At 59.2% G+C, this 25,452-nt stretch carries 23 protein-coding genes and 1 tRNA gene; 11 read left to right on the forward strand and 13 right to left on the reverse strand.

Annotated features, from left to right (window positions below):
• Window positions 1-2: 2 nt before the first annotated feature.
• The 5 genes from ACMVPR_RS16930 to ACMVPR_RS16950 form a co-directional block, all read right to left on the reverse strand.
• Window positions 3-79 (reverse strand) — tRNA-Pro (locus ACMVPR_RS16930).
• Window positions 80-165: 86 nt separating this feature from the next.
• The gene (locus tag ACMVPR_RS16935) at window positions 166-1,146 is read right to left on the reverse strand and encodes a DMT family transporter (protein WP_416883836.1); all 981 of its coding nucleotides are present in this window, start codon (window positions 1,144-1,146) and stop codon (window positions 166-168) included.
• 18 nt (window positions 1,147-1,164) lie between these two features.
• Complete coding sequence (gene leuB / locus ACMVPR_RS16940) at window positions 1,165-2,271, reverse strand: 3-isopropylmalate dehydrogenase (RefSeq protein ID WP_292268292.1); 1,107 nt, start codon at window positions 2,269-2,271, stop codon at window positions 1,165-1,167.
• Window positions 2,272-2,328: 57 nt separating this feature from the next.
• Window positions 2,329-3,192 (reverse strand): endonuclease/exonuclease/phosphatase family protein, encoded by an 864-nt coding sequence (locus ACMVPR_RS16945; protein ID WP_416884676.1) that lies wholly within the window; start codon window positions 3,190-3,192, stop codon window positions 2,329-2,331.
• A 101-nt stretch (window positions 3,193-3,293) separates the two neighbouring features.
• Window positions 3,294-4,103, reverse strand: a complete 810-nt coding sequence (locus ACMVPR_RS16950) for a hypothetical protein (RefSeq protein ID WP_416883837.1) — start codon at window positions 4,101-4,103, stop codon at window positions 3,294-3,296.
• Between the two features lie 372 nt (window positions 4,104-4,475).
• On the opposite strand from ACMVPR_RS16950, the gene ACMVPR_RS16955 reads away from it, so the two are divergent.
• Entirely contained in the window at window positions 4,476-5,642 is a 1,167-nt protein-coding gene (locus ACMVPR_RS16955; RefSeq protein WP_416883838.1) for a CynX/NimT family MFS transporter, read from the forward strand.
• 59 nt (window positions 5,643-5,701) lie between these two features.
• Here the strand turns inward: ACMVPR_RS16955 and leuD are convergent, their stop codons facing one another.
• Genes leuD through ACMVPR_RS16970 form a run of 3 tightly spaced genes read right to left on the reverse strand, consistent with a single transcriptional unit; the run spans window position 5,702 to window position 7,869 of the window.
• Window positions 5,702-6,307, reverse strand: coding sequence for a 3-isopropylmalate dehydratase small subunit (gene leuD / locus ACMVPR_RS16960; RefSeq protein WP_416883839.1), 606 nt, complete (start codon window positions 6,305-6,307; stop codon window positions 5,702-5,704).
• Window positions 6,307-7,710 carry a 3-isopropylmalate dehydratase large subunit gene (leuC, locus tag ACMVPR_RS16965; protein ID WP_416883840.1) on the reverse strand — a complete coding sequence of 468 codons (1,404 nt, stop codon included), beginning with the start codon at window positions 7,708-7,710 and terminating at the stop codon, window positions 6,307-6,309. The genes leuD and leuC overlap by 1 nt, the downstream gene beginning before the upstream one ends.
• Before the next feature lie 60 nt (window positions 7,711-7,770).
• Complete coding sequence (locus tag ACMVPR_RS16970; RefSeq protein WP_300584430.1) at window positions 7,771-7,869, reverse strand: isopropylmalate isomerase; 99 nt, start codon at window positions 7,867-7,869, stop codon at window positions 7,771-7,773.
• Window positions 7,870-7,976: 107 nt separating this feature from the next.
• Here ACMVPR_RS16970 and ACMVPR_RS16975 point away from each other — a divergent pair, with 107 nt between their 5' ends.
• The 4 genes from ACMVPR_RS16975 to ACMVPR_RS16990 all read left to right on the forward strand — a co-directional run bounded on the left by ACMVPR_RS16975 (window position 7,977) and on the right by ACMVPR_RS16990 (window position 13,003).
• On the forward strand, window positions 7,977-8,108 hold the full coding sequence (locus ACMVPR_RS16975) for a hypothetical protein (RefSeq protein WP_300584428.1): 132 nt from the start codon (window positions 7,977-7,979) through the stop codon (window positions 8,106-8,108).
• Window positions 8,109-8,168: 60 nt separating this feature from the next.
• The gene (locus tag ACMVPR_RS16980) at window positions 8,169-9,503 is read left to right on the forward strand and encodes a mechanosensitive ion channel family protein (protein WP_416883841.1); all 1,335 of its coding nucleotides are present in this window, start codon (window positions 8,169-8,171) and stop codon (window positions 9,501-9,503) included.
• A 69-nt stretch (window positions 9,504-9,572) separates the two neighbouring features.
• Window positions 9,573-10,751: an acetyl-CoA C-acyltransferase family protein gene (locus ACMVPR_RS16985; RefSeq protein WP_416883842.1), complete on the forward strand. Its 1,179-nt coding sequence runs from the start codon at window positions 9,573-9,575 to the stop codon at window positions 10,749-10,751.
• Window positions 10,752-10,858: 107 nt separating this feature from the next.
• A complete protein-coding gene (locus ACMVPR_RS16990) occupies window positions 10,859-13,003 on the forward strand; it encodes an ATP-binding protein (RefSeq protein WP_416883843.1) in 2,145 nt (714 codons plus the stop codon).
• On the opposite strand, the gene yaaA is transcribed toward ACMVPR_RS16990, so the two are convergent.
• The 3 genes from yaaA to ACMVPR_RS17005 form a co-directional block, all read right to left on the reverse strand.
• Entirely contained in the window at window positions 12,988-13,767 is a 780-nt protein-coding gene (yaaA, locus tag ACMVPR_RS16995; RefSeq protein WP_416883844.1) for a peroxide stress protein YaaA, read from the reverse strand. The two genes, ACMVPR_RS16990 and yaaA, sit on opposite strands and share 16 nt — an antisense overlap.
• 35 nt (window positions 13,768-13,802) lie before the next feature.
• Entirely contained in the window at window positions 13,803-15,857 is a 2,055-nt protein-coding gene (gene recQ / locus ACMVPR_RS17000) for a DNA helicase RecQ (RefSeq protein ID WP_416883845.1), read from the reverse strand.
• A gap of 84 nt (window positions 15,858-15,941) precedes the next feature.
• The gene (locus ACMVPR_RS17005; protein ID WP_292264853.1) at window positions 15,942-16,235 is read right to left on the reverse strand and encodes a YggT family protein; all 294 of its coding nucleotides are present in this window, start codon (window positions 16,233-16,235) and stop codon (window positions 15,942-15,944) included.
• A gap of 137 nt (window positions 16,236-16,372) precedes the next feature.
• On the opposite strand from ACMVPR_RS17005, the gene ACMVPR_RS17010 reads away from it, so the two are divergent.
• The 6 genes from ACMVPR_RS17010 (at window position 16,373) to arfB (ending at window position 21,485) form a co-directional block, all read left to right on the forward strand.
• Window positions 16,373-16,924, forward strand: coding sequence for a thioesterase family protein (locus ACMVPR_RS17010; protein WP_416883846.1), 552 nt, complete (start codon window positions 16,373-16,375; stop codon window positions 16,922-16,924).
• A 54-nt stretch (window positions 16,925-16,978) separates the two neighbouring features.
• A complete protein-coding gene (locus tag ACMVPR_RS17015; RefSeq protein ID WP_416883847.1) occupies window positions 16,979-18,319 on the forward strand; it encodes an MFS transporter in 1,341 nt (446 codons plus the stop codon).
• Window positions 18,316-19,239, forward strand: coding sequence for a penicillin-insensitive murein endopeptidase (mepA, locus tag ACMVPR_RS17020; RefSeq protein WP_416883848.1), 924 nt, complete (start codon window positions 18,316-18,318; stop codon window positions 19,237-19,239). The genes ACMVPR_RS17015 and mepA overlap by 4 nt, the downstream gene beginning before the upstream one ends.
• A 24-nt stretch (window positions 19,240-19,263) precedes the next feature.
• Window positions 19,264-20,088, forward strand: a complete 825-nt coding sequence (locus tag ACMVPR_RS17025; protein ID WP_416883849.1) for an esterase-like activity of phytase family protein — start codon at window positions 19,264-19,266, stop codon at window positions 20,086-20,088.
• Window positions 20,089-20,182: 94 nt separating this feature from the next.
• Window positions 20,183-20,812 carry a queuosine precursor transporter gene (locus ACMVPR_RS17030; RefSeq protein WP_292264860.1) on the forward strand — a complete coding sequence of 210 codons (630 nt, stop codon included), beginning with the start codon at window positions 20,183-20,185 and terminating at the stop codon, window positions 20,810-20,812.
• Window positions 20,813-21,062: 250 nt separating this feature from the next.
• Window positions 21,063-21,485, forward strand: coding sequence for an alternative ribosome rescue aminoacyl-tRNA hydrolase ArfB (gene arfB / locus ACMVPR_RS17035; protein ID WP_300584409.1), 423 nt, complete (start codon window positions 21,063-21,065; stop codon window positions 21,483-21,485).
• Between the two features lie 58 nt (window positions 21,486-21,543).
• Here the strand turns inward: arfB and ACMVPR_RS17040 are convergent, their stop codons facing one another.
• Window positions 21,544-24,147, reverse strand: a complete 2,604-nt coding sequence (locus ACMVPR_RS17040; RefSeq protein WP_416883850.1) for a TIGR02302 family protein — start codon at window positions 24,145-24,147, stop codon at window positions 21,544-21,546.
• A 36-nt stretch (window positions 24,148-24,183) separates the two neighbouring features.
• On the reverse strand, window positions 24,184-25,449 hold the full coding sequence (lysA, locus tag ACMVPR_RS17045) for a diaminopimelate decarboxylase (protein WP_416883851.1): 1,266 nt from the start codon (window positions 25,447-25,449) through the stop codon (window positions 24,184-24,186).
• Window positions 25,450-25,452: the final 3 nt, after the last annotated feature.

Below are 25,452 nucleotides of genomic sequence, written 5' to 3' on the forward strand. Positions count from 1 at the left end.
ACTGGTCGGGCTGAGAGGATTCGAACCTCCGACCCCCTGCTCCCGAAGCAGGTGCGCTACCAGGCTGCGCTACAGCCCGACCGTGCAGGGGGAACTACTGCCCGCGTGTAGATTTGACAAGCCTTGATTTGGCAAAACCGCATGTGATTTTTGCGGAATGCGACCCTAGTCGCGACCACCCGAGCTCATAGGCTCATCCCGGTAGCGACCGGAACGCATCATGTCGCTCAGACGGGGCATGGATGGCGTGGCAAACCGCGTGCGCGTCCGCAGAACCGGCGTTGTTTTCGACGTTCCGCCTTTGCTTTCGCGGAACACGATGTAGATGCCTGACGCGATGATGATCGTGGCACCTGCTGCAGTGTAGGCATCCGTTGTTTCGCCGAAAAACAGCAGGCCGAATCCGGTCGCCCAAAGGATCTGGGAATATTGCATCGGTGCGACAATGGCCGCTTCACCCGTCCGATAGGCAGAGATGATGATACGTCCAGCAATCCAGGCCATGATGGAAATCACCGCGAGCATGCCCAGATGTTCGATCGGCATCGGCTTATACACAAAAGCCAACGCAAGGCCTGTCACAACGAAGTTGGCAACCATCGGGTAGAGGAGCATCACGACAGTCCGCTCTTCCGCTCCGATCTTGCGGACGACGATCGACGCGAAGGCACCGCCAAAGGCCGCAAGGATCGCTGCTGCATGACCAAGTGTCAGCTCGGTCGATCCGGGACGGAGCACGACCATAACGCCGATCAGACCGACGATCACCGCCATCCAGCGCCGCAACCGCACCGTTTCGCCAAGTATCGGGATCGACAGGACCGTGATGATGAGTGGGGTCGCAAAGAGAATCGCATAGGTCTGCGTCAGCGGCAGGACCGAGAACGCGTAAAAAGCCGAGATTCCCGTGATGACGGCAGCTACTGTGCGCACAGCCATCCACCAGGGATGCACCGGGACTAGTGTGCCCGGAGTGGCATCGCGCATCAGCATGAGAGTGGCGAGAGGGAAGCTCAGTAGGACGCTGAAGAACACGATCTGGATCGGCGAATAGGTCGCCCCAAGGATCTTGATGAACACGTCATGCGTCGAATAGAGCCCAAAGGCGACTAGGGCCAGCAATGCGCCTTTGACGTTCGAAGACATAGCTGGCCCTTTCTTTGGTTAGAGACTCGCGTCAAGTGCCGCGATGATGGCATCACCCATTTCAGTGGTGGACATGGGCGAGCCGCCTTCCGGCCCCATCAGGTCCGCCGTCCGCGCGCCGTTGGCAAGAACAGTCTCGATTGCGGCTTCAAGTCGGGCCGCTTCTTCACCCTGATCGAAGGAATAGCGCAGGGCCATGGCAAAGCTCAGGATACAGGCGATCGGGTTTGCCTTGCCCTGACCGGCGATATCCGGCGCAGACCCGTGTACCGGTTCATAGAGCGCCTTCGGACGACCATTGGCCATCGGAGAGCCAAGGCTGGCCGAAGGCAGCATGCCAAGGCTTCCGGTCAGCATCGCGGCGGCGTCGGACAGCAGATCGCCGAACAGGTTGTCGGTCACGATCACGTCGAACTGCTTGGGCCAGCGGCACAGCTGCATTGCGCCTGCGTCGGCGTACATGTGCGACAGCTCGACGTCCGGGTAATCCTCGTCGTGCACTTTCTGCACGACTTCCCGCCACAGGATGCCCGACTCCATGACGTTGGCCTTTTCCATGGAACAGACCTTGTTGTTCCGGCGGCGTGCCAATTCGAACGCCGAACGGGCCACGCGGTCAATCTCGCTCTCGGTATAGCGCTGGGTGTTGATGCCGACGCGCTCATTGCCCTCTTCAAAGATACCACGCGGCTCGCCGAAGTAGATTCCAGAGGTCAGTTCGCGCACGATCATGATGTCGAGACCCGCGACAACGTCCTTCTTCAAAGACGAAAAGTCGGCAAGGGCGTCGAAACACTGCGCCGGGCGGAGGTTTGCGAAAAGATCCATTTCCTTGCGCAAACGCAGAAGACCGCGTTCCGGTTTCACACTGAAATCGAGATTGTCGTATTTCGGGCCACCGACAGCGCCCAACAGCACCGCATCGACCTCTTGGGCTTTGGCCATCGTGTCATCATGAAGCGGTGTTCCATGCTTGTCATAGGCGGCACCACCAACAAGGTCTTCGCTCACATCGAAGGTCAGGTCGCGCTTGGCACCGTACCAGTCAATAACCTTACGCACCTCGGCCATCACCTCGGGGCCAATCCCGTCGCCGGGCAATATCAAAAGCGAAGCGTTGCTCATCATGGGTTCCTTTGATCAACAGGTTTGCCCATCGCGTAGACCCGCAAGCTCAAAGGGTCAAGGCAGGGTCGTATCAGGCAGGGTCAAGTCGACCGTTATCAGGCTGTGCTGCTCATCTCCGCGCACGGGCCAGACCCGCGAAGCCCTGATCCCGAACTCCGAAGATGGAAGAACATAGGACACCCGCATTGGACCGGGCTTCTGCCAATGGGCCGTGATCTGGCCGGGCAGCGGATCCGTAAGGCGATCAAGTGCGAGAAACGCTGCCATGGCGTCGCGATAGCCATCCCCACGATCGGGATCGAGATTGGTGTTGGCCATGAACACAAACGGTCCGTCCAAGTCTGCAATGATGGCTTCCCAAAGCCGCAACTCATCGCGGTTGCGCCGCCCGTTGCGATCCTCTGGCCCATCAAACACCGGTGGTCCGGCGTGCCCGACCAACAGCGATACGGAAGCGCTGCCTGCATCGCTGGACAGAAACACCGGGACAACCCAATGTCCCCCACTGGACAAACGTTGGTCGTCGCGGCCCGCGTCGGCATCGGTCATCAAGGTTCCTGGAAAGTCGCGCCAAAGAACATCGTTGAAAGATTGCAAACCGCCTGTATCCAACGGCAACCGGGACAGCACAGCAAGCGCTTCTTGCCCGGGAAACCGACCAAACGCCTGTGCATCCTCGGCCTCGCCCAATCGACCATCACCATCCACGTCGTACGGGGTTGGAATGCCTGCATTGGACCGAAGCGCCTGCACATGGATATGCCCGCCATCCACAAGATCTGCGAAAGCGCGCAGAGTTGTGCCACTGCCATCGTAGTCGAACCGCGTGAGGACGATGATATCGGCATCCGCATCCGACAGGGCATCTGCGGCCGCGACCAGTGCTGCGTCCTGCTTTAGCAGGTCGCGCAACAGCACTCCCGGCCCGTCGCGTGTCAATGGCGCGTGCCACAAGGCAACACGCAAGTCCTGCGCAATCAGCCCGGATGCTGAAAACCAAAGCGCCGCAATCGCGAAAATCAGACCAGCTGCAATTCGTCTTCCTGCGCATAGGCGCGGCGGCGTTTTTCCTCGATCAGGGCGGCCACCCGGAACAGGGCGATCCCCCGCATCATCAAGGTCAGTGGTAGAAACGCCCACGCGCACAGCACCCAGATCATGATCTCTGGCAAAGCCAACATCGAGGCATCGAACGCGCCGATCCACAACCGCAGCAAGGCCGGGATCAGGAATGGCAGCAAAAACCCTAACGCGAGGTTAAAATGCGCGTCCCGCTTCAGTCGGAACAGCACATCGCGCCCAGACGTCGGATCGAAAAGCGGCAGGTTGATCCAGAAATTGAACGCCATTTTGCGGATCGGCCAGAAGATGAACCGCGCATGCACCCAGAAGAGAAACAGCGCGATGATCGCCACAGCCATCAACAAGCTGGCAATCCGCGTGGCAGACGCCACGTCGAACCAGACAGGCAGATCCGCAAACGCAATCGACATGAGTCGCACCGGCGAATAGGGAAAATCCAAAACAGACGCCGCGCCAGATGCAAGATTTTCGAGCAATGTCGGCGGCAAGGCGGGATCGAGCGTTTCGGACGCCATCAAAAGCGCGGCAAACCAGACGCAGAAAAACAGCGCCAAGAACCGCAGCCGGTTGAAGGGAGGCGCGTTCCGGAACTCAAGAAAGGTGGGATATTCGCTCGAATATTCGGCAAAGGTGACGACGGCAGCCACCAGCGCCACAAGCGCTGCCATCTGGGCTGCATCGCTGGAGGTTCCGGGCAACACCAATGACGGTATCACCACAAGGAACGCCATCAACAGCGCACGCACAGCTGATCCTATGATCCGCTTGACCACTCTGGTTCCCTTCAAACCGGATGGCCGCGATACGATGCCGCGACCTTATTCCAAATTTGTGCCGTCGGGATTGACGGACTGCCTCATTATTGCCCCAGTTTTGCCCAAGTTCGCGGGACGGCTCAACTCTGGCCAAGACACCTGCACATGAAAACATTGTTTTCGCAGGATAACTGGTGCCGGAATACATCATCGGCTGATCAGAAATGTGGCAGTCACCTGTGTATCTACAACATGTTGTAGGGGCGTCTTGTGCATCAAACCTCTCGAAAAGCCGCGTTGGTCCACATGAGCATTTACAAATCAAGGTGATGCTGACCTAAATCCAAAAAGCCGGAGACGTATATGCGCAATCGTTGGACGATCCTTGCCGTGCTTTTTCTGGCGCGCACCGCAATGGGGTTTCAGTTCCAGTCCATTGGCGCGCTCTCTCCCCTCCTTGTCGACAGCTACGGCTTGAGCCTTGCCGACATCGGCTTTCTGATCGGCCTCTACCTCGCCCCTGGTGTTGTCGTGGCCATTCCCGGTGGCGCGATTGCGGGTCGCTTTGGTGACAAACGGATCGTTGGCCTCAGCATGGGCCTGATGTTCCTTGGCAGTGTGCTGATCGCGTGGGCACCGACATGGGGCCTGCTTGTGACAGGGCGACTGTTGGCAGGGGTCGGCGGTGTCGCCCTGAATGTCGTCATGACCAAGATGGTCATAGACTGGTTTGTCGGTCGCGAGATTTCGACCGCGATGTCGATCTTCATCAATTCATGGCCTCTCGGCATCGCGCTTGCGTTGTTTGCTCTGCCGATCATTTCGGCCAACGGAGGTCTGCAACTTGCGTGGATCACCTTGCTTGCCAGTATCACCGTTGCGCTGATCGCTTTTGTCCTGATTTATCAACCGGCAGACACGGGCACAGAAGCCGTGACCGAGGTCAAAATCACAAGTTTTCCAGTCTATCTGCTGCTACTTGCCGGAACCGCTTGGGCATTGTCCAATGCCGCGCTCGCAATGGTGTTCAGCTTTGGACCGGCGCTTCTGACCGAACGGGGTCTGGGTCTGACCACCGCAAGCGCGCTGATCAGCGCGTTTATGCTATGTCTGGCCATCGCCATTCCCATCGGCGGTGTCCTGGCGGACCGATCCGGAAAAAGAGATGCGGTGATCACGTTTGGATTGTCCAGCTTTGTGGTCCTCGCCCCGGTGATCATGTATGCGCCCATCGCAATTGTTCCGGCGGCAGTGCTGATCTTTGGCTTTCTGTCCGGCCTTTGCTTTGGCCCCATCGTTGGGATGCCCGCAACCATACTCCCACCGCAATCACGAGCCTTTGCGATGGGCGTGTATTTCACGATCTACTACGTCGCCATGATGGGCGCACCCGTCCTCGCCGGAGCGTTGGCGGACTATTCACAAACGCTGCGGGCCACATGGTGGTTCGGAATTATGCTTGTGGTCGTCAGCATCATTTCCGTTGCACTGTTTCACCGGGCAGAAAGATCTGCACCCGCCAAAGCCTGACCGCGAACGAAAAAGGCCGCCCGGAACGGACGGCCTTTTGAATGTCATGCCCTGTGCGCTTAGACCCAGGGGCGGGCCTGCGCGGCCTGTGCTTCGAAACTGTCGATGGAAGCCGCTTTTTCCATGGTCAGGCCGATGTCGTCGAGGCCGTTCATCAGGCAATGCTTCTTGAAGCTGTCCAATTCGAACGAGAAAACATCGCCGTCAGAGCTGGTGACCGTCTGGTTTTCCAGATCGACGGTCATCCGCGCGTTCGAGCCCTTTTCGGCGTCTTTCATCAACACATCGACCGCCTCTTTCGGCAGCACGATAGGCAGAATGCCGTTCTTGAAGCAGTTGTTGTAGAAGATGTCCGCAAACGAGGTCGAGATCACCGACTTGATGCCGAAATCCTTGAGCGCCCATGGCGCGTGTTCACGGGACGATCCGCAGCCGAAATTGTCGCCAGCGACAAGGATTTCTGCGTCACGGTATTGCGGTTTGTTCAGCACAAAATCGGGGATCTCGTTGCCGTCATTGTCGTACCGCATTTCGTCAAACAGGTTCACGCCAAGACCCGACCGTTTGATCGTCTTGAGGAACTGCTTGGGGATGATCATGTCGGTGTCGATGTTCACCAGCGGCATCGGAGCCGCGATCCCGGTGAGTTTTTCGAATTTGTCCATTACATCATCTCCCGCACATCGGTGAGTTTCCCAGTGATCGCCGCGGCCGCTGCCATCGCAGGCGACATCAGGTGCGTCCGACCACCCCGGCCCTGACGGCCTTCAAAGTTGCGGTTCGACGTCGCTGCACAACGTTCCCCCGGCTGAAGCTGGTCGGGGTTCATCGCAAGGCACATGGAACAACCCGCAAGACGCCATTCGAAACCGGCTTCCTTGAAGATCTCCGCCAGACCTTCTTCCTCGGCCTGTGCGCGCACAAGGCCCGATCCCGGCACGACCATCGCCCGTTTCACGGCGATCTTCTTGCCCTTGAGGATCTCGGCAGCCGCCCGCAGATCCTCGATGCGGCCATTGGTGCACGACCCGATAAACACGGTGTCGATCTCGATATCCGAAAGCTTCTGGCCTGGCGTCAGACCCATGTAGTCCAGCGACCGCTGCGCTGCACCGACCTTGCCACCTTCAAAGCTGTCGGCAGATGGCACTTCGGCGGTGATCGGCAGTACGTCTTCGGGCGAGGTGCCCCATGTCACAACAGGCGCGATGTCTTCGCCCTTGATGGTGACCACCTTGTCCCAATGCGCATCCTCGTCCGAGAAAAGCGTCTTCCACCATGCCAGAGCGGCTTCCCACTGTGCACCTTTCGGGGCGTGCGGGCGGCCTTTGACATACTCAAACGTCTTTTCGTCAGGCGCGATCAGGCCAGCGCGGGCACCGCCTTCGATGGCCATGTTGCACACGGTCATCCGGCCTTCCATCGACAGATCACGGATCGCTTCGCCGCAATACTCGATGACGTAGCCAGTGCCACCAGCGGTGCCGGTCTTGCCGATCACCGACAGGGTGATGTCCTTGGCGGTCACACCCGGCGCAAGCTTGCCGGTGATCTCGACCTTCATGTTCTTGGACTTCTTCTGGATCAGCGTCTGGGTTGCCAGAACGTGCTCGACCTCGGAGGTTCCGATCCCATGCGCCAATGCGCCGAATGCGCCGTGCGTCGCGGTGTGGCTGTCGCCGCAGACCACGGTCATGCCCGGCAGCGTCCAGCCCTGTTCGGGGCCGACGATGTGTACGATGCCCTGACGGACATCAGACACCGGATAGTAGTGAATACCGAAATCCTTGGCGTTCTTGTCAAGCGCCGCGACCTGAATGGCGCTGTCTTCGGTCATGTTCTTGGGGTCTTCGCGACCGGGTGTTGTCGGCACGTTATGATCCGGAACCGCGATGGTCTTGTCGGGTGCGCGCACCGACCGACCCGCCATGCGCAGCCCTTCAAAGGCCTGCGGGCTGGTCACTTCGTGAACGAGGTGGCGGTCGATATACAAAAGGCAGGTGCCATCGTCGGCTTCATGCGCGACATGGGCGTCCCAGATTTTATCATAGAGCGTTTTGGGGGACATTGGTCCTCTCCCTTGCTTGGCGAAAATGTGGTGTTGGATGAGGTGGGCGCGGGCGCAGAATTATAGCCGCGCGAGCACCGTGTGCGTCGCACCGAAGAAACGCTCCCGCAACCGCGCGCGTTCGTCCAGATCGAAAACCATTTCCATACGCGCTGCCATATATCATCGCCCCCTCCTGCCGCAAGTGCGGCTCTGTGTCGGCGCATGACTTGACTCAAGTGATCCAAAGCCAACCCTTGCACGTACAGTATGTTGCGAGGGGCAAAATGCTGACAAAACTGAACATCATCAATCTGGGACTGATTGCGATCCTGTGTGCGGGACTGATCGTGCACGCCGCAGGTGCCGACAGCGATCTGACGCCCGTTATGATCGCGCTGCCGTTCACAGGCTCTTAACCTGTTGCACTGTCTGCGCTCGGGTGCGACCCTGAGCTGGTACAGTCAAACGGGATTGGAATGGGTCCTGACGTCGTCTCACCGGAAGCGCTGACCGAGATCACACTCGACCTGTACGCTTGGGCAGAGACATTTCTGACAAGCCTGCTGCGCCCTTGGAATGCCTATCAACTTTTCATCGCCCTCGGCATCTTCGTGGCGGCGCATGTGCTGGCGGCGATCATCAAACCGCGCATGCATGACTGGATGCGGGGCCTCGAAGGCTGGCCCAAATGGCGCATGCGCGCACTGGTGGTGTTCCATCGCCGCTTGCGGATGGTTCTGTTCGTCGTTCTGATCTGGCTGGTCATCGCGGTCATGCGTGAATTCACATGGCCGTCGCGCACCTACCTGCTGGCAATCATCGCGGACCTGTCGACTGCGTGGCTGTTCATCGCCTTTGCCACGCGCCTGATCCAGAACGCCCTGATGCGTTCGATCGTGCGCTATGGCGCATGGATTTGGGTCACACTCTCGATCACCGGGCTGTCCGATGAGGCGCAGTCGCTCCTCGACAGTGCGGCCTTTACCATCGGTGAAACCCGACTGTCGCTCTGGCTGGTGATTCAAGCCATCGTGATCCTTGCTGCACTCCTCACCGGGGCGCGGTTGATCAGCAGCACCACCGCTGCCACGATCCGACGCAACGAAGATATCTCGCCCTCCATGCAGGTCCTTGCAATCAAGTTCCTGCAAGTCCTGCTGTTCGGAACAGCGTTCTTCATGGGCCTCCGCCTTGTTGGGGTCGATCTGACAGGCCTTGCCGTTCTGTCGGGGGCTATCGGTGTCGGGCTTGGCTTTGGTCTGCAAAAGGTCGTATCGAACCTTGTCTCCGGCATCATCATCCTGCTCGACAAGTCGATCAAACCCGGCGATGTGATCTCGCTCGGCGATACATTCGGTTGGATCAACAGCCTTGGCGCGCGCTATGTCAGCGTCGTTACCCGCGATGGTAAGGAATACCTGATCCCGAACGAAGACCTGATCACCGGTCAGGTGGTCAACTGGTCTCACTCGAATGAATTTGTACGGTTGGATATCTTCTTCGGTACTGCCTATTCGGACGACCCACACAAGGTCCGCGAGATCGCGATCAATGCGGCGAAATCTGTAGACCGTGTTCTGAGCTTCAAAGCCCCCGTCTGCCACATCGTCGGCTTCGGCGACAGTTCGGTCGACTACATCCTGCGATTCTGGATTCGCGATCCCACAGGCGGGCTGACCAATATCCGGGGCAACGTGTACCTCGCTCTATGGGACGCATTTCAGGAACACGGCATTTCGATTCCCTTCCCGCAGCGCGAAGTCAAAGTACTAGAAGGGTCGCAGCTTGCGACGAATTCGCTCCCCGACTGACGGCACGTTGCGGCTGACAGTCCCGTTCGGCTGGCTCATACTACGCGCAACGGAACAAGGGAGGCCTTGATGGCAGACGATATCGTAATCCTCGACGGCGCACGGACAGCAATAGGAACATTCGGCGGATCGCTCGCGGCAACCCCGCCCATTGATCTCGGCGCAACGGTCGCCAAGGCTGCGCTGGAGCGGTCGGGCGTGGAAGGCGCACAGATCGGTCACGTCGTGTTCGGTCATGTCATCAACACCGAACCGCGCGATATGTATCTCAGCCGGGTCGCTGCGATGCAGGCCGGTGTGCCCGACACGACGCCAGCCATGAACGTGAACCGTTTGTGCGGCTCGGGTGCGCAGGCCATCGTTTCGGCTGTGCAATCGCTGATGCTGGGCGATGCACAATTCGCGCTGGCGGGCGGTGCCGAAAGCATGAGCCGGTCGCCCTATATCGTGCCCGATCAGCGCTGGGGCGCCAAGATGGGTGACATCCGCACTCTGGACATGATGCTGGGCGCGCTGAACTGCCCCTTCGGCACCGGCCACATGGGTGTCACGGCTGAAAATGTCGCCGCTGAACATGACATCAGCCGCGATGCGCAGGACAGCTTTGCGCTGGAAAGCCAGCAACGGGCGGCACAGGCAATCGCGGAAGGCCGTTTCAAAAGCCAGATCGTTCCCGTTGAGGTCAAGGTTAAACGCGACATGGTTCCGTTCGACACGGACGAGCATCCCAAAGCGACCACGATGGAAGCTCTGGGGGGTCTGAAGACCGTGTTCCAGAAGGACGGCACCGTGACGGCCGGCAATGCGTCGGGGATCAACGACGGTGCTGCAGCCATTGTCCTCGCCACGGCATCCGCCGCCCAGAGCGCGGGCTTAAAGCCAAAAGCGCGCATCCTTGGCTATGCCCATGCGGGTGTCCGCCCAGAGGTCATGGGCATCGGCCCGGTGCCAGCGGTCGAGAATCTTCTCAAGCGCACAGGCCTGTCGATCACCGATTTCGACGTGATCGAAAGCAACGAGGCCTTTGCCGCGCAGGCCCTGGCCGTAAACAAGGGTCTTGGGCTGGACCCTGCCAAGGTGAACCCAAACGGTGGGGCGATTGCCTTGGGTCATCCGGTGGGTGCAACCGGTGCAATCATCACGATCAAGGCGCTCTACGAACTTGAACGCATCGGAGGCTCCAAGGCGCTGATCACCATGTGTATCGGCGGCGGCCAGGGGATCGCGCTGGCCATCGAACGCCTCTGACGCGATTTCGATCAAAGCGACACGAACCCGGCCATTCCGTTTGGCCGGGTTAATTCATTCTTCACCATGATCCGGGAAAGTTCGAACCGTCGACTACGGAGGTGCGGATGAGTCTTGCCAACAAGCTGTCAGAAGAACGGCGCGCACGGCTTGCGGCAGAACGTTTACTCGAACTCAAACAGGCCGAGCTTTTTGCCGCAAACCGCAAATTGGGCAATCACGCGCAACAGCTCAGCAATGAAATCGTCGAAACCCGTGCCGAAGTGGCGATGGTCCGTGGCGAAAACCAGCGGGTCAAAACCGAACTTGGCGTCGCCCACGAAAAGATCCAGATCGCGGAACGCCGCCTTTGGCATTCGATCGAGACCATTCAGGACGGGTTCGCCTTTTTCGATGCCGACAACCGCATGATCGTCGCCAACCGGTCCTATCTTGCCGTGTTCGAAGATTTGGAAGAAGTGCAGCCGGGCATCACCTATCCGCGCATCCTCCAGCTTCTCACAGAAGAAGGCATCGTCAATATCGGCAGCGAACGCCCCGCGGATTGGCGTGCGCGGATGCAGGATCGATGGCAGCAGGAAGCGCCTGAACCGATAGAGATACAGCTTTGGAACGGCGAACACATCCGCATGTTCGACCGGCGCGGCCCGTCAGGTGACGTGGTAAGCCTTGGGCTGAACATCACGGAAAGCGTGCGCTACCAGCAGGAACTCCATGAGGCCCGCCAAAAGGCCGAAGCCGCGAACCGCGCGAAATCCGCGTTTCTCGCGAATATGAGTCACGAGATCAGAACCCCGATGAATGGCGTGGTCGGCATGGCGGACCTGCTGACCGAAACCGATCTCGACAGCGAACAGCGGCTTTTTGTCGAAACCATCAAACACTCTGGCGAAGCGCTTTTGGTCATCATCAACGATGTGCTGGATTATTCCAAAATCGACGCGGACCGATTGGTTCTGCATCCTGAACCGTTTGACCTCGAACAAACGCTGCACGAGGTTGTTTTGCTCTTGCAGCCCAGCGCGCGGGCGAAAGGGCTCAGCCTCAAGATTGATTATGACATCCTACAGCCAACCCGGTTTGTCGCCGACCCCGGACGCATCCGTCAGATCGTGACCAACCTGATGGGCAATGCCGTCAAATTCACGCTCGAAGGTGGGGTGGTTTTGCGTGTGGTTGGAGAGGATGCAAACGAAAGCCAAACAACGCTTTGCATCACGGTCGAGGATACCGGGATCGGGATCGCAGCCGACAAGATCGAGCATGTTTTCGGCGAATTCAATCAGGTCGAAGACGACCGCAATCGTCAGTTCGAAGGCACCGGGCTTGGCCTTGCGATCACCAGACGCCTGATCGAGATGATGCAAGGCCAAGTCTGGGTTGAATCAGAACAAGGTGTCGGCAGCTGTTTCGGCTTCAGGATAACGCTACCGGTCGATAACGGGGATGGCGCGAATTCCCGAAAGCTCGATCCGTCCCTGCGTCGCATTCTGGTGATTGACGATACGGACGAAAATGGCATAACGCCCCTCATCAATCAGGTCGTCGCACTGGGCGGAACGCCGATTTTGGCATCGGACCCGTCGACCCTGTCGGCCGAGTTGATTGCCTCCGTCAGCCTGACAATCCTTGGCTTGGAGCAAGACAGCCCCGAGTTTCAGCCGACGCTTGATGCATTCAACTCCATCGCCAAAGACGCACCGATTTTGGCACTGTCACATGACCCAAAACGGTTTACCGAAACCGGTCTGACCCGTTTGCGCATGATACAGCGCCCCTATGCGCGCGCGGCCCTGTTGGAGGCCATCACCTCGACTGCGGTGCCTTGCGCCGTACCTGAAGCACCACAACCTCCTGCTCAAGTCGGATTACCCAAAGTGCTTCTGGCCGAGGACAACCGAACCAACCAATTGGTGTTTCGCAAGATGGTCAGCAAGCTTGCCCTTGATCTGACCCTGGCCAATGACGGATTCGAAGCAGTCACGGCGTTCGAAACACAAAGACCCGATGTGATCTTCATGGATATTTCCATGCCCGGAATGGACGGCAAAGAAGCGACGGCCCGCATTCGCGCGTTAGAAGGCACCGGACCGCATGTGCCGATCATCGCTGTGACAGCGCACGCGATGGATGGCGATAAGGACATCATCCTCGATGCCGGTCTGACAGATTACCTCACCAAGCCGCTACGCAAAGACGCGTTGCTGGAAAAACTCGGGCTCTATTGTCCGCAGGTTCAGTTGGCGTCGTAGGGTCTGACGAAAACCGGTTTGTCCGGTGCCGACAGGTCCTCGCGATAGGCATAGCCGCCAAGATCGAAATCAAGAATACCCTCCGGCTCTGTCAGGCGCCGTTGAATGACGAACCGTGCCATCGACCCGCGCGCCTTTTTGGCAAAGAAGCTGACAATCTTCGGACCCTTGCCATCGCCTTTGTCTTCCATGAAGGCGGGTGTGACGATCCGCAGTCCCAGCGGCTTGGGAGGAACCGCGCCAAAGTATTCCTGACTGGCACAGTTGATTAGCGTGTCGGTGCCCAGTTCGGACGCCTGCGCTCTGAGTTCCTTGGAAATCTGGTCGCGCCAGTAATCGTAAAGGTTTCCACCCCGCCGCGTTTTCAACCGACTGCCCATTTCAAGGCGATACGCCTGAATGCCATCCAGAGGTCGCAGAACTCCATAAAGCCCTGACAGGATCCGCAGATGGTTCTGCGCCCAGCGCATCTCGTCCGCATCCAGCGTTTCCGCCTCAAGGCCCTGATAGGTATCACCCGCAAAGGCCAAGGCGGCAGGGCGCAGATCACTGTCCGAAGGCGCGTCCTCGAAGGCGCGAAACCGGTCGCGGTTCAATTTGGCCAGGTCATCGCTCAGGTCCATCAGCGCCTTGAGATTGCCCAGCGTCAGATTGCGTGCGGATGTCGCAAGACGGTTCGCGTCGTCCTGAAAGACCGGTGTGGTCATGGGGACATCCCGCTCGGACCAGTCAAGACGTTTGGCTGGGGAAATCACGACGAGCATGGCAGTACCTTTGTTATTTGACAGTTCCGGTTGATCTAGTCCGCGTTGCGAAGGACGTCCAGAAACGTCTCGGCAAACCGTTCTGCGTGCCGATCGCCGATGATGCGTGCAATCCCGCTTTCATCGCGCGGTTTGGACTGCGCCAGTTTGGCAAGCTGGCCTGCATTGCACGACATTGGTTTCAGCGTGCCACACGCACCGCGGACCAGCTGCGCCTGCGACTCGAGCAGCGCATCATACAGGCCACCGGCCCCACTGGCTGCCAGTTTGCGGCGCGCGGGATGCGTGTCAGGAACATCGCCCGCGATGACCGCAAGAAACGCGCGTCCATAACGTTCGAGTTTCTTTGCGCCCACACCATTGATCCGCGCCATGTCGTCCAGTGATTTTGGACGGGTCTCTGCCATTTCGATCAGCGTCTTGTCAGGGAAAATGACGTAGGCCGGGACGGATTGCTCTTCTGCCAAAGCACGACGTTTTGCCTTGAGTGCTGAGAGCAGCGGCGCGTCTTCGTCGCTGACCAAGGTGCGAACCTGCGGTCGGCGTTCGCTGGCCGCTTCAAGACTGTCGCGGCGCAGATGGATCGTTGCCTCGCCGCGCAGGATGGGACGGGCGGCTTCGGTCATGACCAAGGCTCCGTGTCGTTCAGCATCAGGGCGCATCAGGTCATGGCCCATCATCTGCCGAAACACAGCCTGCCATTCCCCGCGCTTCAGCTCGGTTCCTATGCCAAAGGTGGGCAGGCTGTCGTGATTGCGTTGCAAGACCTTCTCGGTCTTTGTGCCCAACAGAATGTCGATCAGATGCCCTGCACCAAAGCTTTCACCCGTGCGCAGTGCAGCGGATAATGCTTTTCGGACCGCCTCGGTGCCGTCGAACACCTCTGCCGGTTTGTCGCAAAGATCGCAGTTCCCGCAGGTGATGTCTGATTCACCAAAATAGCCAAGCAGCGTCTTGCGTCGGCACGCCAGCGCCTCTGCCAACCCCAACAGCGCATTCAACCGCCCGTGGTCGGCATGACGGCGTTCGGGCGGCGCAAGCCCTTCGTCGATCTGCGAGCGGCGCAAGCGGATGTCATCGGACCCGTAAAGCGTCAGCGTTTCGGCAGGCGCGCCGTCACGCCCGGCGCGACCGATTTCCTGATAATACGCTTCGATGGACTTCGGCAGGTCGGCATGCGCGACCCAACGAATGTCCGGTTTATCGACGCCCATGCCAAAGGCAACTGTGGCGACGACGATCAGCCCATCTTCGGTGGCAAATCGCGCCTCGACGCTGCGGCGCGCATCGGGGTCCATCCCGCCGTGGTAGAAACACGCAGTATGCCCTTCGGCATTAAGAGCCTGCGCCAGCGTTTCGGTCTTGGCGCGGGTGCCGCAATAGACGATGCCCGACTGATCCTTGCGGGCAGCGGCGAATTGCAGAATTTGCTCACGCGGCTTGTTCTTGGGGGCGAACATCAGGTGGATGTTGGGCCGGTCAAACCCCCGCAAAAACGTCGTTGGCGCATGTCCATCAAACAGCCGATTGACGATCTCTTCCTGCGTTTCCGCATCCGCCGTCGCCGTAAAGGCGGCCAGTGGCACATCCAGCGCGCGGCGCAATTCACCGATGCGAAGATAATCGGGACGGAAATCATGACCCCACTGGCTGACGCAATGAGCCTCATCCACAGCGATCAGGGACACACCCGCCTGTTGCAGCATCCGCTGCGTTCCGCTTGAGGCAAGCCGTTCGGGCGCAAGATAGAGCAGTTTCAAAGCACCGGAATGGAGCATGTCCCAAACCGCGTCGTTTTCCTCGTCCGTGTTGGCCGAGGTCAAGGCACCGGCGTTGACACCTGCCTCGCGCAAGCCGCGCACCTGATCCCGCATCAGGGCAATCAACGGAGAGATGACAACCGTCACGCCATGGCGCACCAGCGCAGGCAGTTGGAAACAAAGCGATTTGCCGCCACCCGTTGGCATGATCGCCAACACGTTTTCCCCATGTGAAACAGCCTCTACAATCTCGGACTGGCCGGGACGAAAACTGTCGAATCCAAAGATATCGCGCAGAATGGCATCTGCGTCAGACATATCGCGGGGCATGGGTGACCTGTCAGGTTCTTAACTATATCTGCTCTTTACCTGACAGTCTCATACTAAGGATGCGTGAACAAGCCTTTGCTCGGGTCAATACCCGTAGAAGAACCCGGCATTGTTCGCCAAAACGATGCGCAGGATGTACACCCCGATCAACGCCACCAGCGGCGCGAGGTCAATTCCCGACATCGGCGGCAGAATACGCCGCAGCCGCGAATACATCGGTTCCAGAATGCGGTTCAGGCCGTCCCAGATCTGCGCGACAATCGGCTGACGCAGGTTCAAGACCTGGAAATTGATCAGCCAACTCATGATGACGTGGGCGATGATGAAGAACCACACGATATCGAGAAGCAGCATCAGGATCTGGTAGAGCGATTGCATCGGACGGATTTCCCTTGGCAGTGACGTGACAACAGGTAGGCGCAAGCGCGCCGAAGAACAAGTCAGAGCGCTTGCCGCGAGGTCGCAATTGACGTGTTTCGGCAGAAGGTCAACTACACGGGCAACAGGAGTGACCGATGTATCCTATCATCCGTATGGCATTTGGCCTTTGGAAAGCCCGCAAAGCCCCTCAGCTTGGGCCCTTTGCGACCTATGTCTCGCAGCATCGGTGCTGGCCTTGGGACATCGACATGTGGATGGAGTTGAACAACGGCCGGACACTGACGCTTTACGACCTCGGGCGTATCCCTTTGGCGCAGGTCACGGGGTTGATGGGAATGATCCGGGAACAGCGGTGGGGGCTGACGATGGCCGGTGTCGTCGTACGGTACAGACGCCGCATCCGTACGTTTGAACGCTTCGAAATGCGCAGCCGTTTGCTGTGTTGGGATGCCCGGTTTCTCTATATCGAACAGTCGATGTGGAAACGTAACGGCGAGTGCGCGAACCACGCGGTTTATCGGTCGGCCGTCACCGATCAGAATGGAATTGTCCCAACCCATCGCGTGATTGCGGCGATGGGTTTGACAGACGTATCATCACCCAAAATGCCCGATTGGGTGGCAGACTGGCTGCGCGCCGAAGACGCGCGACCTTGGCCACCGATGCAGGACGCCATATCCGATTAACGGCGCTTGCCGGTTCGGCGTTTCGCACCCATAACCTCGGCAGGGGGATTTGGAATGGCGAACGTGTCACTGCGCAAACGGATATGGGGCTGGTTCTTTTTCGACTGGGCCAGCCAGCCTTATAACACGCTCCTGATCACCTTCATTTTCGCCCCCTATGTCAAGGAACTGGTCGGCGACGGCACAACGGCTCAGTCCGCCTGGGGCTTTGGCATCGGCGCTGCCGGACTGGTGATCGCGGTTCTTGCTCCGGTGCTCGGCGCATTGGCCGATACGGGCGGCAACCGGATGCGCTGGATATGGCTGTTTTCGATCATGTACGTCGTTGGGGCGGCTGGCCTTTGGTACGCCGCACCTGGCGATTTCAGTCTGATCCTCATCCTGACATTCTTTGCCATCGGCATGATCGGGATGGAATTCGCGACGACCTTCACCAACTCCATGCTGCCCGATCTTGGGACCCCGGAAGAGATAGGTCGCATCTCGGGCAATGGCTGGGCGTTCGGATATGTCGGAGGACTGATCGCGCTTGTGATCATGCTGCTGTTCTTTGCCGACAACGCTACGACCGGGCGCACCCTGATCGGGTTGGAGCCTGCATTTGGCCTTGACCCGGCAGACCGCGAAGGCACCCGTTTTGTTGGTCCGCTGGTGGCGATCTGGTTTGTCGTGTTCATGATCCCGTTCTTCCTGTTCGTGCGGGAACCGCGGACGCAAAAGGCGCCCAAAGGCGCGGTCAAGCTGGCGTTGAACGATCTCAAGACCACGCTGAAGCGCCTTCCGCAGGATCGGTCGCTCTTTGCCTATCTCGGATCTGCGATGTTCTACCGGGACGCCCTGAACGGCATGTATGCGTTCGGTGGCATCTATGCTGCGGGCGTCCTTGGGTGGAGCGTTCAGAATGTAGGGATCTTCGGGATCATCGCGATCATCGCCGGAGCCATTGCAGCCTGGCTGGGTGGGATGGCGGATTCCCGATTTGGGCCAAAGCCCGTGATTGCGGTCTGCATCCTTGCGCTGACAGCGATGGGCATTGCCATTGTTCTGATCTCGCGCGAGTTGATGTTCGGTGTTCCCATCCCAGAAGGTTCGGCTCTTCCCGATATCGCATTCTACCTGGTCGGCGCTGTGATTGGTGCAGCAGGCGGGGTGATTCAATCCGCCAGCCGTACAATGATGGTCCGTCAGGCCAACCCGGCCCGCATGACCGAGGCCTTCGGATTGTATGCGCTGTCGGGCAAAGCGACCAGTTTTCTGGCACCTTTGCTGATCGGCATCACCACCTACGCCACCGGATCACAACAATTGGGTGTCAGCCCAGTGATAGGCCTTTTCCTGATCGGCCTTGTGTTGTTACTCTGGGTCAACCCAAACGGGAAACAGGCAGTGTCATGAAACGGTTTTCGCTTATCCTAGGACTCGCTTTTCTCCTGAGCGCCTGCGGAGGTGACAGCGGTCCGCGCAGCGCGGAGACAACCGCCGCCAGCGCCCCCAGCGTGACCGGCGTCTTGAGCACGCGGCAAGCCAAGCAGCTTTTTGGCGGGATGGAGAACGCCTCCAGTCAAGCGCCGGCGGCTTATGGCAGCTACGCAAAGGGATGTGCTGCCGGTCAGGTGCAGCTTCCGGAAACCGGGCCAACGTGGCAGGCGATGCGCCTGTCGCGGAACCGCAATTGGGGGCTGCCTGTCACCATCGACTTCCTGCAGGACCTGTCGCGCATCGCAGCCCGCGAACCCGGTTGGAATGGTCTCTATATCGGCGATATCAGCCAACCGCGCGGCGGGCCCATGCTCACGGGTCACGCAAGCCACCAGATCGGCCTTGATGCCGATATCTGGATGCTGCCAGCAAACCGTCTGAACCTGACCCGGACAGAGCGCGAGAATATCTCGTCCATCTCCTTGCGCCGGTCCAATGGCGCATTCACCAACGATCAATGGACGAAACAGCATCACAATATCATCAAAGCCGCTGCCAGCGACCCGCGGGTTTCGCGTATCTTCGTTTTCCCCGGCGCAAAGGTTGCCATGTGCAATGCGGAAACCGGCGATCGTTCGTATCTGCGAAAGATCCGTCCGTGGTACGGCCACCACTATCATTTCCACGTGCGATTGGCCTGCCCGGCAGGGATGTCCGGCTGTGTCGATCAGGATGCCCCGCCCCGAGGCGATGGCTGTGACGACGCGCAGCAATGGGTAAACAACATCCTCAATCCGCCGCCGCCCGATCCCAACGCGCCGAAACCGACCCCGCGTCGGGAACTGACACTTGCCGACCTTCCCGCTCAATGCGCCACAGTTCTGTCGGCCAATTGATGCGTTTCGAGTCCTGACAGCGTTTTGGCCGAGGACACACAGACGGCCCGGTTCCTGTCGTCCTATCATTGGGCAAAGGAACTCGATGGCTTTGGCGGGTATTCCGGGATTTCTCTGACACCGGACGGTGCGGGTTTTGTCATTATCAGCGATCGAGCCCATCTGATCGAAGGCACCATTTTCAGACATGGCGACCGCATCATCGGCGTGCGCAGCGCGGAAATGGCCGCGCTGAACATACCCGACGACCTGTTTCTAGACCCGTCTGTGCAGGACACCGAAGGATTGGCGAAAGACGATCAGGGACGGCTCTATATCTCGGTCGAAAGCACCAATCGCGTTCTATGTCGCGACATCACCGGGGAATGGACGGCGTTGCCGGATTACCCCGGTCTCCGCTCCTTGCCGCCTAATCGGGGATTGGAAGCTTTGGCTATCGATGGTGATGGTGCTCTCTTTGCCTTGCCTGAGGTTTCCGAAGGTCTTCAGGTACCCTTCCCGGTATTCCGCTATCAGCAGGGGACGGGTTGGGATCAACCGATGTCGATCTCTCGCAACGACGGGTTTCTTCCCGTAGGGGCCGATGTCGGGCCGGATGGCAAGCTTTACGTCCTAGAACGGGGGTTCAGCGGTTTTGGCTTCTCCTCGCGCGTCCGACGGTTTGACCTTCTGAACGGCGATAGCTTCGACGGCGAAACGCTGCTGACCACGGAACCACGCCGGCACGACAATCTTGAAGGTCTGTCTGTGTGGGCCGCCACGGACGGAACGCTGCGGCTGACGATGATCTCCGACGATAATTTCTTCTTCCTACAGAAAACCGAGATCGTCGAATACGCCGTCAGCTAATCGCTTGTCTGTAAGACAGCCGCGCTATATGCACCGCGCCATTCCCGCCTTTCGGGAATCAAGTCCCCGCAACCTTGGCAAAACGGGAGTCACAATGACCCGCGCACATATTCCTGGCATTATTGCCATGGCCCTCATCGTGTTGGCCTCCAACATCCTTGTTCAGTTCCTGTTCGGGAACTGGCTGACATGGGGTGCCTTCACCTATCCGCTCGCCTTTCTTGTCACCGACCTGATGAATCGCCTCTACGGCCCAAGCGCTGCGCGTAAAGTCGTGTTTGCCGGCTTCATCGTCGGCGTGATCTGCTCGTTGATCGGCACCCAGATTCAAGGCGAATTCGGCCCGCTGGTCACGCTTCGGATCGCACTGGGATCGGGGATCGCCTTCCTGACAGCCCAACTTCTCGATGTCTCGATCTTCGACAAGATGCGCAACGGTGCATGGTGGCGTGCGCCGCTTGCATCGACCCTGATTGGCGCGTCTGTCGACACCGCACTCTTTTTCTCGATCGCGTTCTCGGCAACACTCAGCTTCATTGAACCTGCAAACGATGTTTCCTGGGCGGGTGAGATGCTCCCGCTGCTCGGCGCAGGCCCGGTGGCACCGCTTTGGGTGTCGCTCGCCGTGGCCGACTGGATGGTCAAGATCGCGCTCGCGCTGCTTGCACTGATACCTTTTCGACTCATCGTTCTACGATTTCGCGAAAAAGCAGCGCTGACGTAAGAAAACAGTTGCGCGATACGGAAAGCCTGTCACGCTGAAGATGCGTTTTATCAACAGCTGAAAGGAGGTGATCCAGTGTCGAGAGAGGTATTGGAGAGAGGTGTCGGAACAGTTCGAGAGGCGCACATCTAGGGCAGCCCCTGGGTGAAAACCCCTCGAATTGGTGTGGAACCTAACCGAACCCCACCTCCGTAAGTCTCGAAGGGTCGCCCATGTGGCGACCCTTTTTGTATGAGCTAAGTGAACGACGATGATACAGATTTCAGAGTCCATCAGCATCGAAGACTGGGAACTGACAGAGCAGTTCATCCGCGCGTCTGGCCCCGGTGGCCAGAACGTCAACAAGGTCTCGACTGCGGTTGAACTGAGGTTCGAAGCGGAACGATCCCCCAATCTCCCTGGTCCGGTGAAAACGCGCTTGCGTCGCATTGCCGGGCGGAAATGGACCAAGGACGGTGCAATCGTGCTTCAGGTGGATGATACGAGGTCACAGGCCCGCAACCGTGACATTGCGCGGGATCGTCTGAAAGAGATGATCGTTGCCGCCCTGACGCCACCCAAACGCCGCGTGCCCACCAAACCAACGCTTGGGTCGAAGAAACGCAGGCTGAAGGAAAAGAAGGTACGCGGCGAGGTCAAATCGCTGCGCGGGAAAGTCGATCCCGAAGTTTGATCAGGAGCGGATGATACGTCGACGCATCATCCGTTTGCGTTGACGCAAACGCACCGCATCAGAACCGATCAAGCAAGCGTTCAAGATACTCCAGTTCTTCCTCGGGGCGTTCGCCTTCGCCCGACCGGCGGCGGATTTCATCAAGCAATTCGCGTGCCCGGCGATAGACATCCTCACCCTGAAGCAGGTTCTCGTTCGACCCGATCTGGCCGTTCGAGCCGACATTCCGTCCCAGCGGGTCACGTTGCTGACCGGGGTCGGTTCCGTCGGCCATGCCTTGCTGGCCCTGCCCCTGTTGTTGCTGCTGCGCCATCGCCTCACCAAGGTTGCGCATGCCTTCGCGCAACGCTTCCATGGCTTCGGACTGGTTGTCGATCGCACCGGCAAGGTCGTTCTCGCGAAGTGCTTCCTCGGCACCTTCCATCGCACCCTCGGCGCGGCCCAGCGCTTCTCGTGCGGCATCACCCGCTTCGGTGCCCGCTCCGGGCAGGTTTTGCGACTGGCGGTTCAGTTCCTGCCGCAGGGCACGCTGACGGTCTGCAAGGCTCTCTTGGAGGCTTTGCCCCTCGCCGTTTTGGCCCTGACCCGGCTGTTGTCCTTGACCCTGCCCCTGGCCTTGTCCTTGCTGTTGACCCTGACCCTGCTGACCGGGCTGTTGGCCCGGCTGCTGGCCCTGTTGGCCTTGCTGACCGGGGTTGAACTGTTCCTGAAGATCTCGGAACGCCTGATCCGACAGCCCCTGCTGTTCACGCAGCGTCTCGGCAAGACCTTCCATTGCCTGCTCGCCCGGAGACTGGCCCTGCTGGCCCTGACCTTGCGTGACCTGCATGTTCTCCATCATCTGGCGCAACTGTTCGAGCGCTTCCTGCGCTTCGGCCATGCGGCCCTGCTCCATCAGCTCCTGGATGCGGTCCATCATCGCCTGCAGGTCGTTCTGACTCATCTCCATCATGTTCTGGTTCTGGGTCATTTCCTGATCGGGGTTGTTTTCCCGATCTTGCTGCGCCTGACGTGACAATTGCCGCAGATAGTCGTCTGTGGCTTCGCGCAATTCCTGCATGAGTTCGGCGATTTCCTGGTCGGATGCCCCGTTTCGCATCGCTTCAGACAGCCGATCCTGCGCCCGCTGCAGCCGCTCCAGAGCGTCTTCCAGATCACCCTCCTCAAGCCGGATCGCCAAATCCCACATGGCTTGCGCAATCTCGGCCTGCTGATCGTCGGTCATGGTGACCTGCGACAAGGCCTCGACCCGTCGCATGATCGTCCGAAGCCGCAGGAAATCCGTACTGGACCGGAACACATCGTCAGGACGGTGCGACACAGCCCGCATCAGCATCGCGACATCCGCAGCATTGTCCCGGTTCCACAGCAGCGAGCGACGCAGGTCAATGATCGCTGCCGCCATCGGATCAAAGAACCTGCGGCCCGGCAGGGTGATCACTTCGGGCGCGGCTTCGCCGATCTGATCCGCCTCATCGGTGACGGTCATGCTCAGCGTGACGGGAAGATTGGCCCACGGATGTTGCGAGAAATTGTCGACCAGCGTTTCGGTAAAGTCGGACCTGTCGCCAGCAATCGGCATGGGCAAAGGCAGTTCGATCACGGCGCGCGGTTCGGGATCAATCCTCAAGCCATACCGGCGATCCACGTCATTCAGGGCCAATTCGATGCGCGCGACACCTGTGGCGACGGCATAGTCATCCTTGGCGGTAAACGGAATCTGCGCTTCGCCGTCGTAGCTGACATCAATCTCTCCGTCGCGCATGACCTCTGGTGCGCGGTCTGGCGTCGCGACGATTTCCCAAAGCCGACCTCCGGGTCCTTCGATCTCGAGCCGGCCGGATTGCGTGACGGTGAATTCCTGTGCTGTGCTGGTCGATGCCTCGACGATCTGTTCGGGTGTTGCGGTGGGCGCTGTCCGGTTCGAGACGGTCTCCGAAACACTCAACACGCCGACTTCGCCATAGAACCGCAAGGTGACGCGGCTGCCTTCCGGCGTCTCAAGCCGCGCGTCGCGGATGTCGTTGAGATAGATCGACGGAAGTCCCGTATAGCGCGGCGGTTCGAGCCAGCCTTCCCAGGTCGGACCGGAGGCCAGATCAGAGCCGCTCGGCCCCATGGCAGAGACCGTCTGTACCTTGAGCACGGAGCCGAAAACTGCAGCGACCAGGAACGCGAGTACCGCGACATAGCGCAACGCAAAGGGATCTGCCTTGGACACACGAAGATCAGGCTCCGCCGCCTTGGCGTCTTTCAACCGGGCTGCCATCCGCGCCTGATGCGCATTCCACACGGCCAAAGATGCGGGATCATTGGCGCCGATCGCCTGGCTGTCCATCGCCGCAAGGATGGGGTTCCCGGGTAGCGTCGAATCCAAGCGGGCCAAAGCCTTCGTTTCAGAAGGCCAAGAGAATTTGCGCAGTCCGCGCAACAGCGCCCAGATGGCTGCCAAACCGGATGCCGCAAGAACAGTCCAGACCGCTTCGACCGGCAGATAGTCCTGCAGACCCAGCATCAGGAATGCCAAAAGCGCGAACAAGACGGACCAGAACGGCCAGAACGCGCGCACGATGGACTCTGCGCCCATCCCCAAGCGGGTCAGGAACAAGGGCCATCGCAAGGCGGCATTTATCTCCGATGGCAGGTCATCCCGTGCGGTCATTCCGATCTCCCGGTTCATTGACCGCGGGTGAATGCCTCACAGCCATGGGGGAATGGTATCTCGGTTTATGATTTCGTCAAAGTCGGGACGCTGACGAATGACAGCGAATTGATCACCCTTTGCCAAAACTTCAGGCACAAGCGGCCGCGTGTTGTATTCGCTGGCCATCACCGCGCCATAAGCTCCTGCGGATCTGAAGGCCACGAGGTCACCCGCAGCCAGGGGCGGCATCATGCGATTCTTGGCAAAGGTATCGCCCGATTCACACACCGGACCCACAATGTCATAGGCCTGCTGCTCGACCCCGGCTTCGGGTTCGACGACAGGAATGATGTCGTGATGCGCGTCATACATCGCCGGACGGATCAGGTCGTTCATCGCCCCGTCAAGGATCAGGAACTGCCGCCCCTCGCCCTGCTTGACGTAGATGACCCGGCTGACAAGGATTCCTGCATTGCCGGCAATCAGACGACCCGGTTCAATCTCGATCTCGCAGCCCAGATGGCCCACAGTGCGCTTGATCAGCGCGCCATAGTCCGAAGGCAAAGGCGGCGCCTCGTTCGAGCGGGTGTAGGGAATGCCCAGCCCGCCGCCCAGATCAAGCCGCCGGATATTGTGCCCATCGGCGCGCAGCTGTTCTGTCAGTTCGGCAACTTTGCGATAGGCCAGCTCGTAGGGTTCAAGCTCGGTCAGCTGCGACCCGATATGCACGTCGATCCCGATCACGTCGATGCCGGGCAAAGCCGCCGCTTCGGCATAAACCGCGCGCGCCTTCGAGATCGGGATCCCAAACTTGTTCTCGGATTTTCCGGTCGAAATCTTGGCGTGCGTCTTGGCATCGACGTCGGGATTCACCCGAATGGTGATCGGCGCAATCTTGCCCAGACACGACGCAATCTCGGAAATCACCAAAAGCTCGGGTTCGCTTTCGACGTTGAATTGCCGGATCCCACCTTCCAGCGCAGCACGAATTTCAGAGCGCGTCTTGCCAACGCCGGAAAACACGATCCGGTCGCCCGGAACACCGGCAGCTTTGGCGCGCGCGTATTCGCCGCCCGACACGACATCCATGCCTGCACCCAGATCGGCAAGGGTTTTGAGAATGGCCTGGTTCGACGCGGCCTTCATCGCGTAACACACCATGTGTTCCATGCCGCTGAGGGCATCATCGAACAGCTGGTAATGGCGCGTCAGCGTGGCCGTCGAATAAAGATAGAACGGCGTTCCCACCGCAGCCGCGATATCCGCAACCGGCACATCTTCGGCATAAAGCTCGCCGTCACGATACAGAAAATGATCCACACC

The organism is Marivita sp. (genome assembly GCF_048006345.1).
Taxonomy (GTDB): domain Bacteria; phylum Pseudomonadota; class Alphaproteobacteria; order Rhodobacterales; family Rhodobacteraceae; genus Marivita.

Excerpts from the sequence above, each read along its gene's own strand:
- recQ (WP_416883845.1), bottom strand. The coding sequence starts at position 15,857 with ATGCCCCGCGATATGTCTGACGCAGATGCCATTCTGCGCGATATCTTT.
- ACMVPR_RS16975 (WP_300584428.1), top strand. The coding sequence starts at position 7,977 with ATGCTGACAAAACTGAACATCATCAATCTGGGACTGATTGCGATCCTG.
- ACMVPR_RS17005 (WP_292264853.1), bottom strand. The coding sequence starts at position 16,235 with ATGCAATCGCTCTACCAGATCCTGATGCTGCTTCTCGATATCGTGTGG.
- ACMVPR_RS16990 (WP_416883843.1), top strand. The coding sequence starts at position 10,859 with ATGAGTCTTGCCAACAAGCTGTCAGAAGAACGGCGCGCACGGCTTGCG.
- leuB (WP_292268292.1), bottom strand. The coding sequence starts at position 2,271 with ATGAGCAACGCTTCGCTTTTGATATTGCCCGGCGACGGGATTGGCCCC.
- ACMVPR_RS16980 (WP_416883841.1), top strand. The coding sequence starts at position 8,169 with ATGGGTCCTGACGTCGTCTCACCGGAAGCGCTGACCGAGATCACACTC.
- ACMVPR_RS17040 (WP_416883850.1), bottom strand. The coding sequence starts at position 24,147 with ATGACCGCACGGGATGACCTGCCATCGGAGATAAATGCCGCCTTGCGA.
- ACMVPR_RS16970 (WP_300584430.1), bottom strand. The coding sequence starts at position 7,869 with ATGGCAGCGCGTATGGAAATGGTTTTCGATCTGGACGAACGCGCGCGG.
- arfB (WP_300584409.1), top strand. The coding sequence starts at position 21,063 with ATGATACAGATTTCAGAGTCCATCAGCATCGAAGACTGGGAACTGACA.
- yaaA (WP_416883844.1), bottom strand. The coding sequence starts at position 13,767 with ATGCTCGTCGTGATTTCCCCAGCCAAACGTCTTGACTGGTCCGAGCGG.
- ACMVPR_RS16955 (WP_416883838.1), top strand. The coding sequence starts at position 4,476 with ATGCGCAATCGTTGGACGATCCTTGCCGTGCTTTTTCTGGCGCGCACC.
- leuD (WP_416883839.1), bottom strand. The coding sequence starts at position 6,307 with ATGGACAAATTCGAAAAACTCACCGGGATCGCGGCTCCGATGCCGCTG.
- ACMVPR_RS16985 (WP_416883842.1), top strand. The coding sequence starts at position 9,573 with ATGGCAGACGATATCGTAATCCTCGACGGCGCACGGACAGCAATAGGA.
- ACMVPR_RS17015 (WP_416883847.1), top strand. The coding sequence starts at position 16,979 with ATGGCGAACGTGTCACTGCGCAAACGGATATGGGGCTGGTTCTTTTTC.
- ACMVPR_RS17030 (WP_292264860.1), top strand. The coding sequence starts at position 20,183 with ATGACCCGCGCACATATTCCTGGCATTATTGCCATGGCCCTCATCGTG.
- ACMVPR_RS17010 (WP_416883846.1), top strand. The coding sequence starts at position 16,373 with ATGTATCCTATCATCCGTATGGCATTTGGCCTTTGGAAAGCCCGCAAA.
- ACMVPR_RS16935 (WP_416883836.1), bottom strand. The coding sequence starts at position 1,146 with ATGTCTTCGAACGTCAAAGGCGCATTGCTGGCCCTAGTCGCCTTTGGG.
- mepA (WP_416883848.1), top strand. The coding sequence starts at position 18,316 with ATGAAACGGTTTTCGCTTATCCTAGGACTCGCTTTTCTCCTGAGCGCC.
- leuC (WP_416883840.1), bottom strand. The coding sequence starts at position 7,710 with ATGTCCCCCAAAACGCTCTATGATAAAATCTGGGACGCCCATGTCGCG.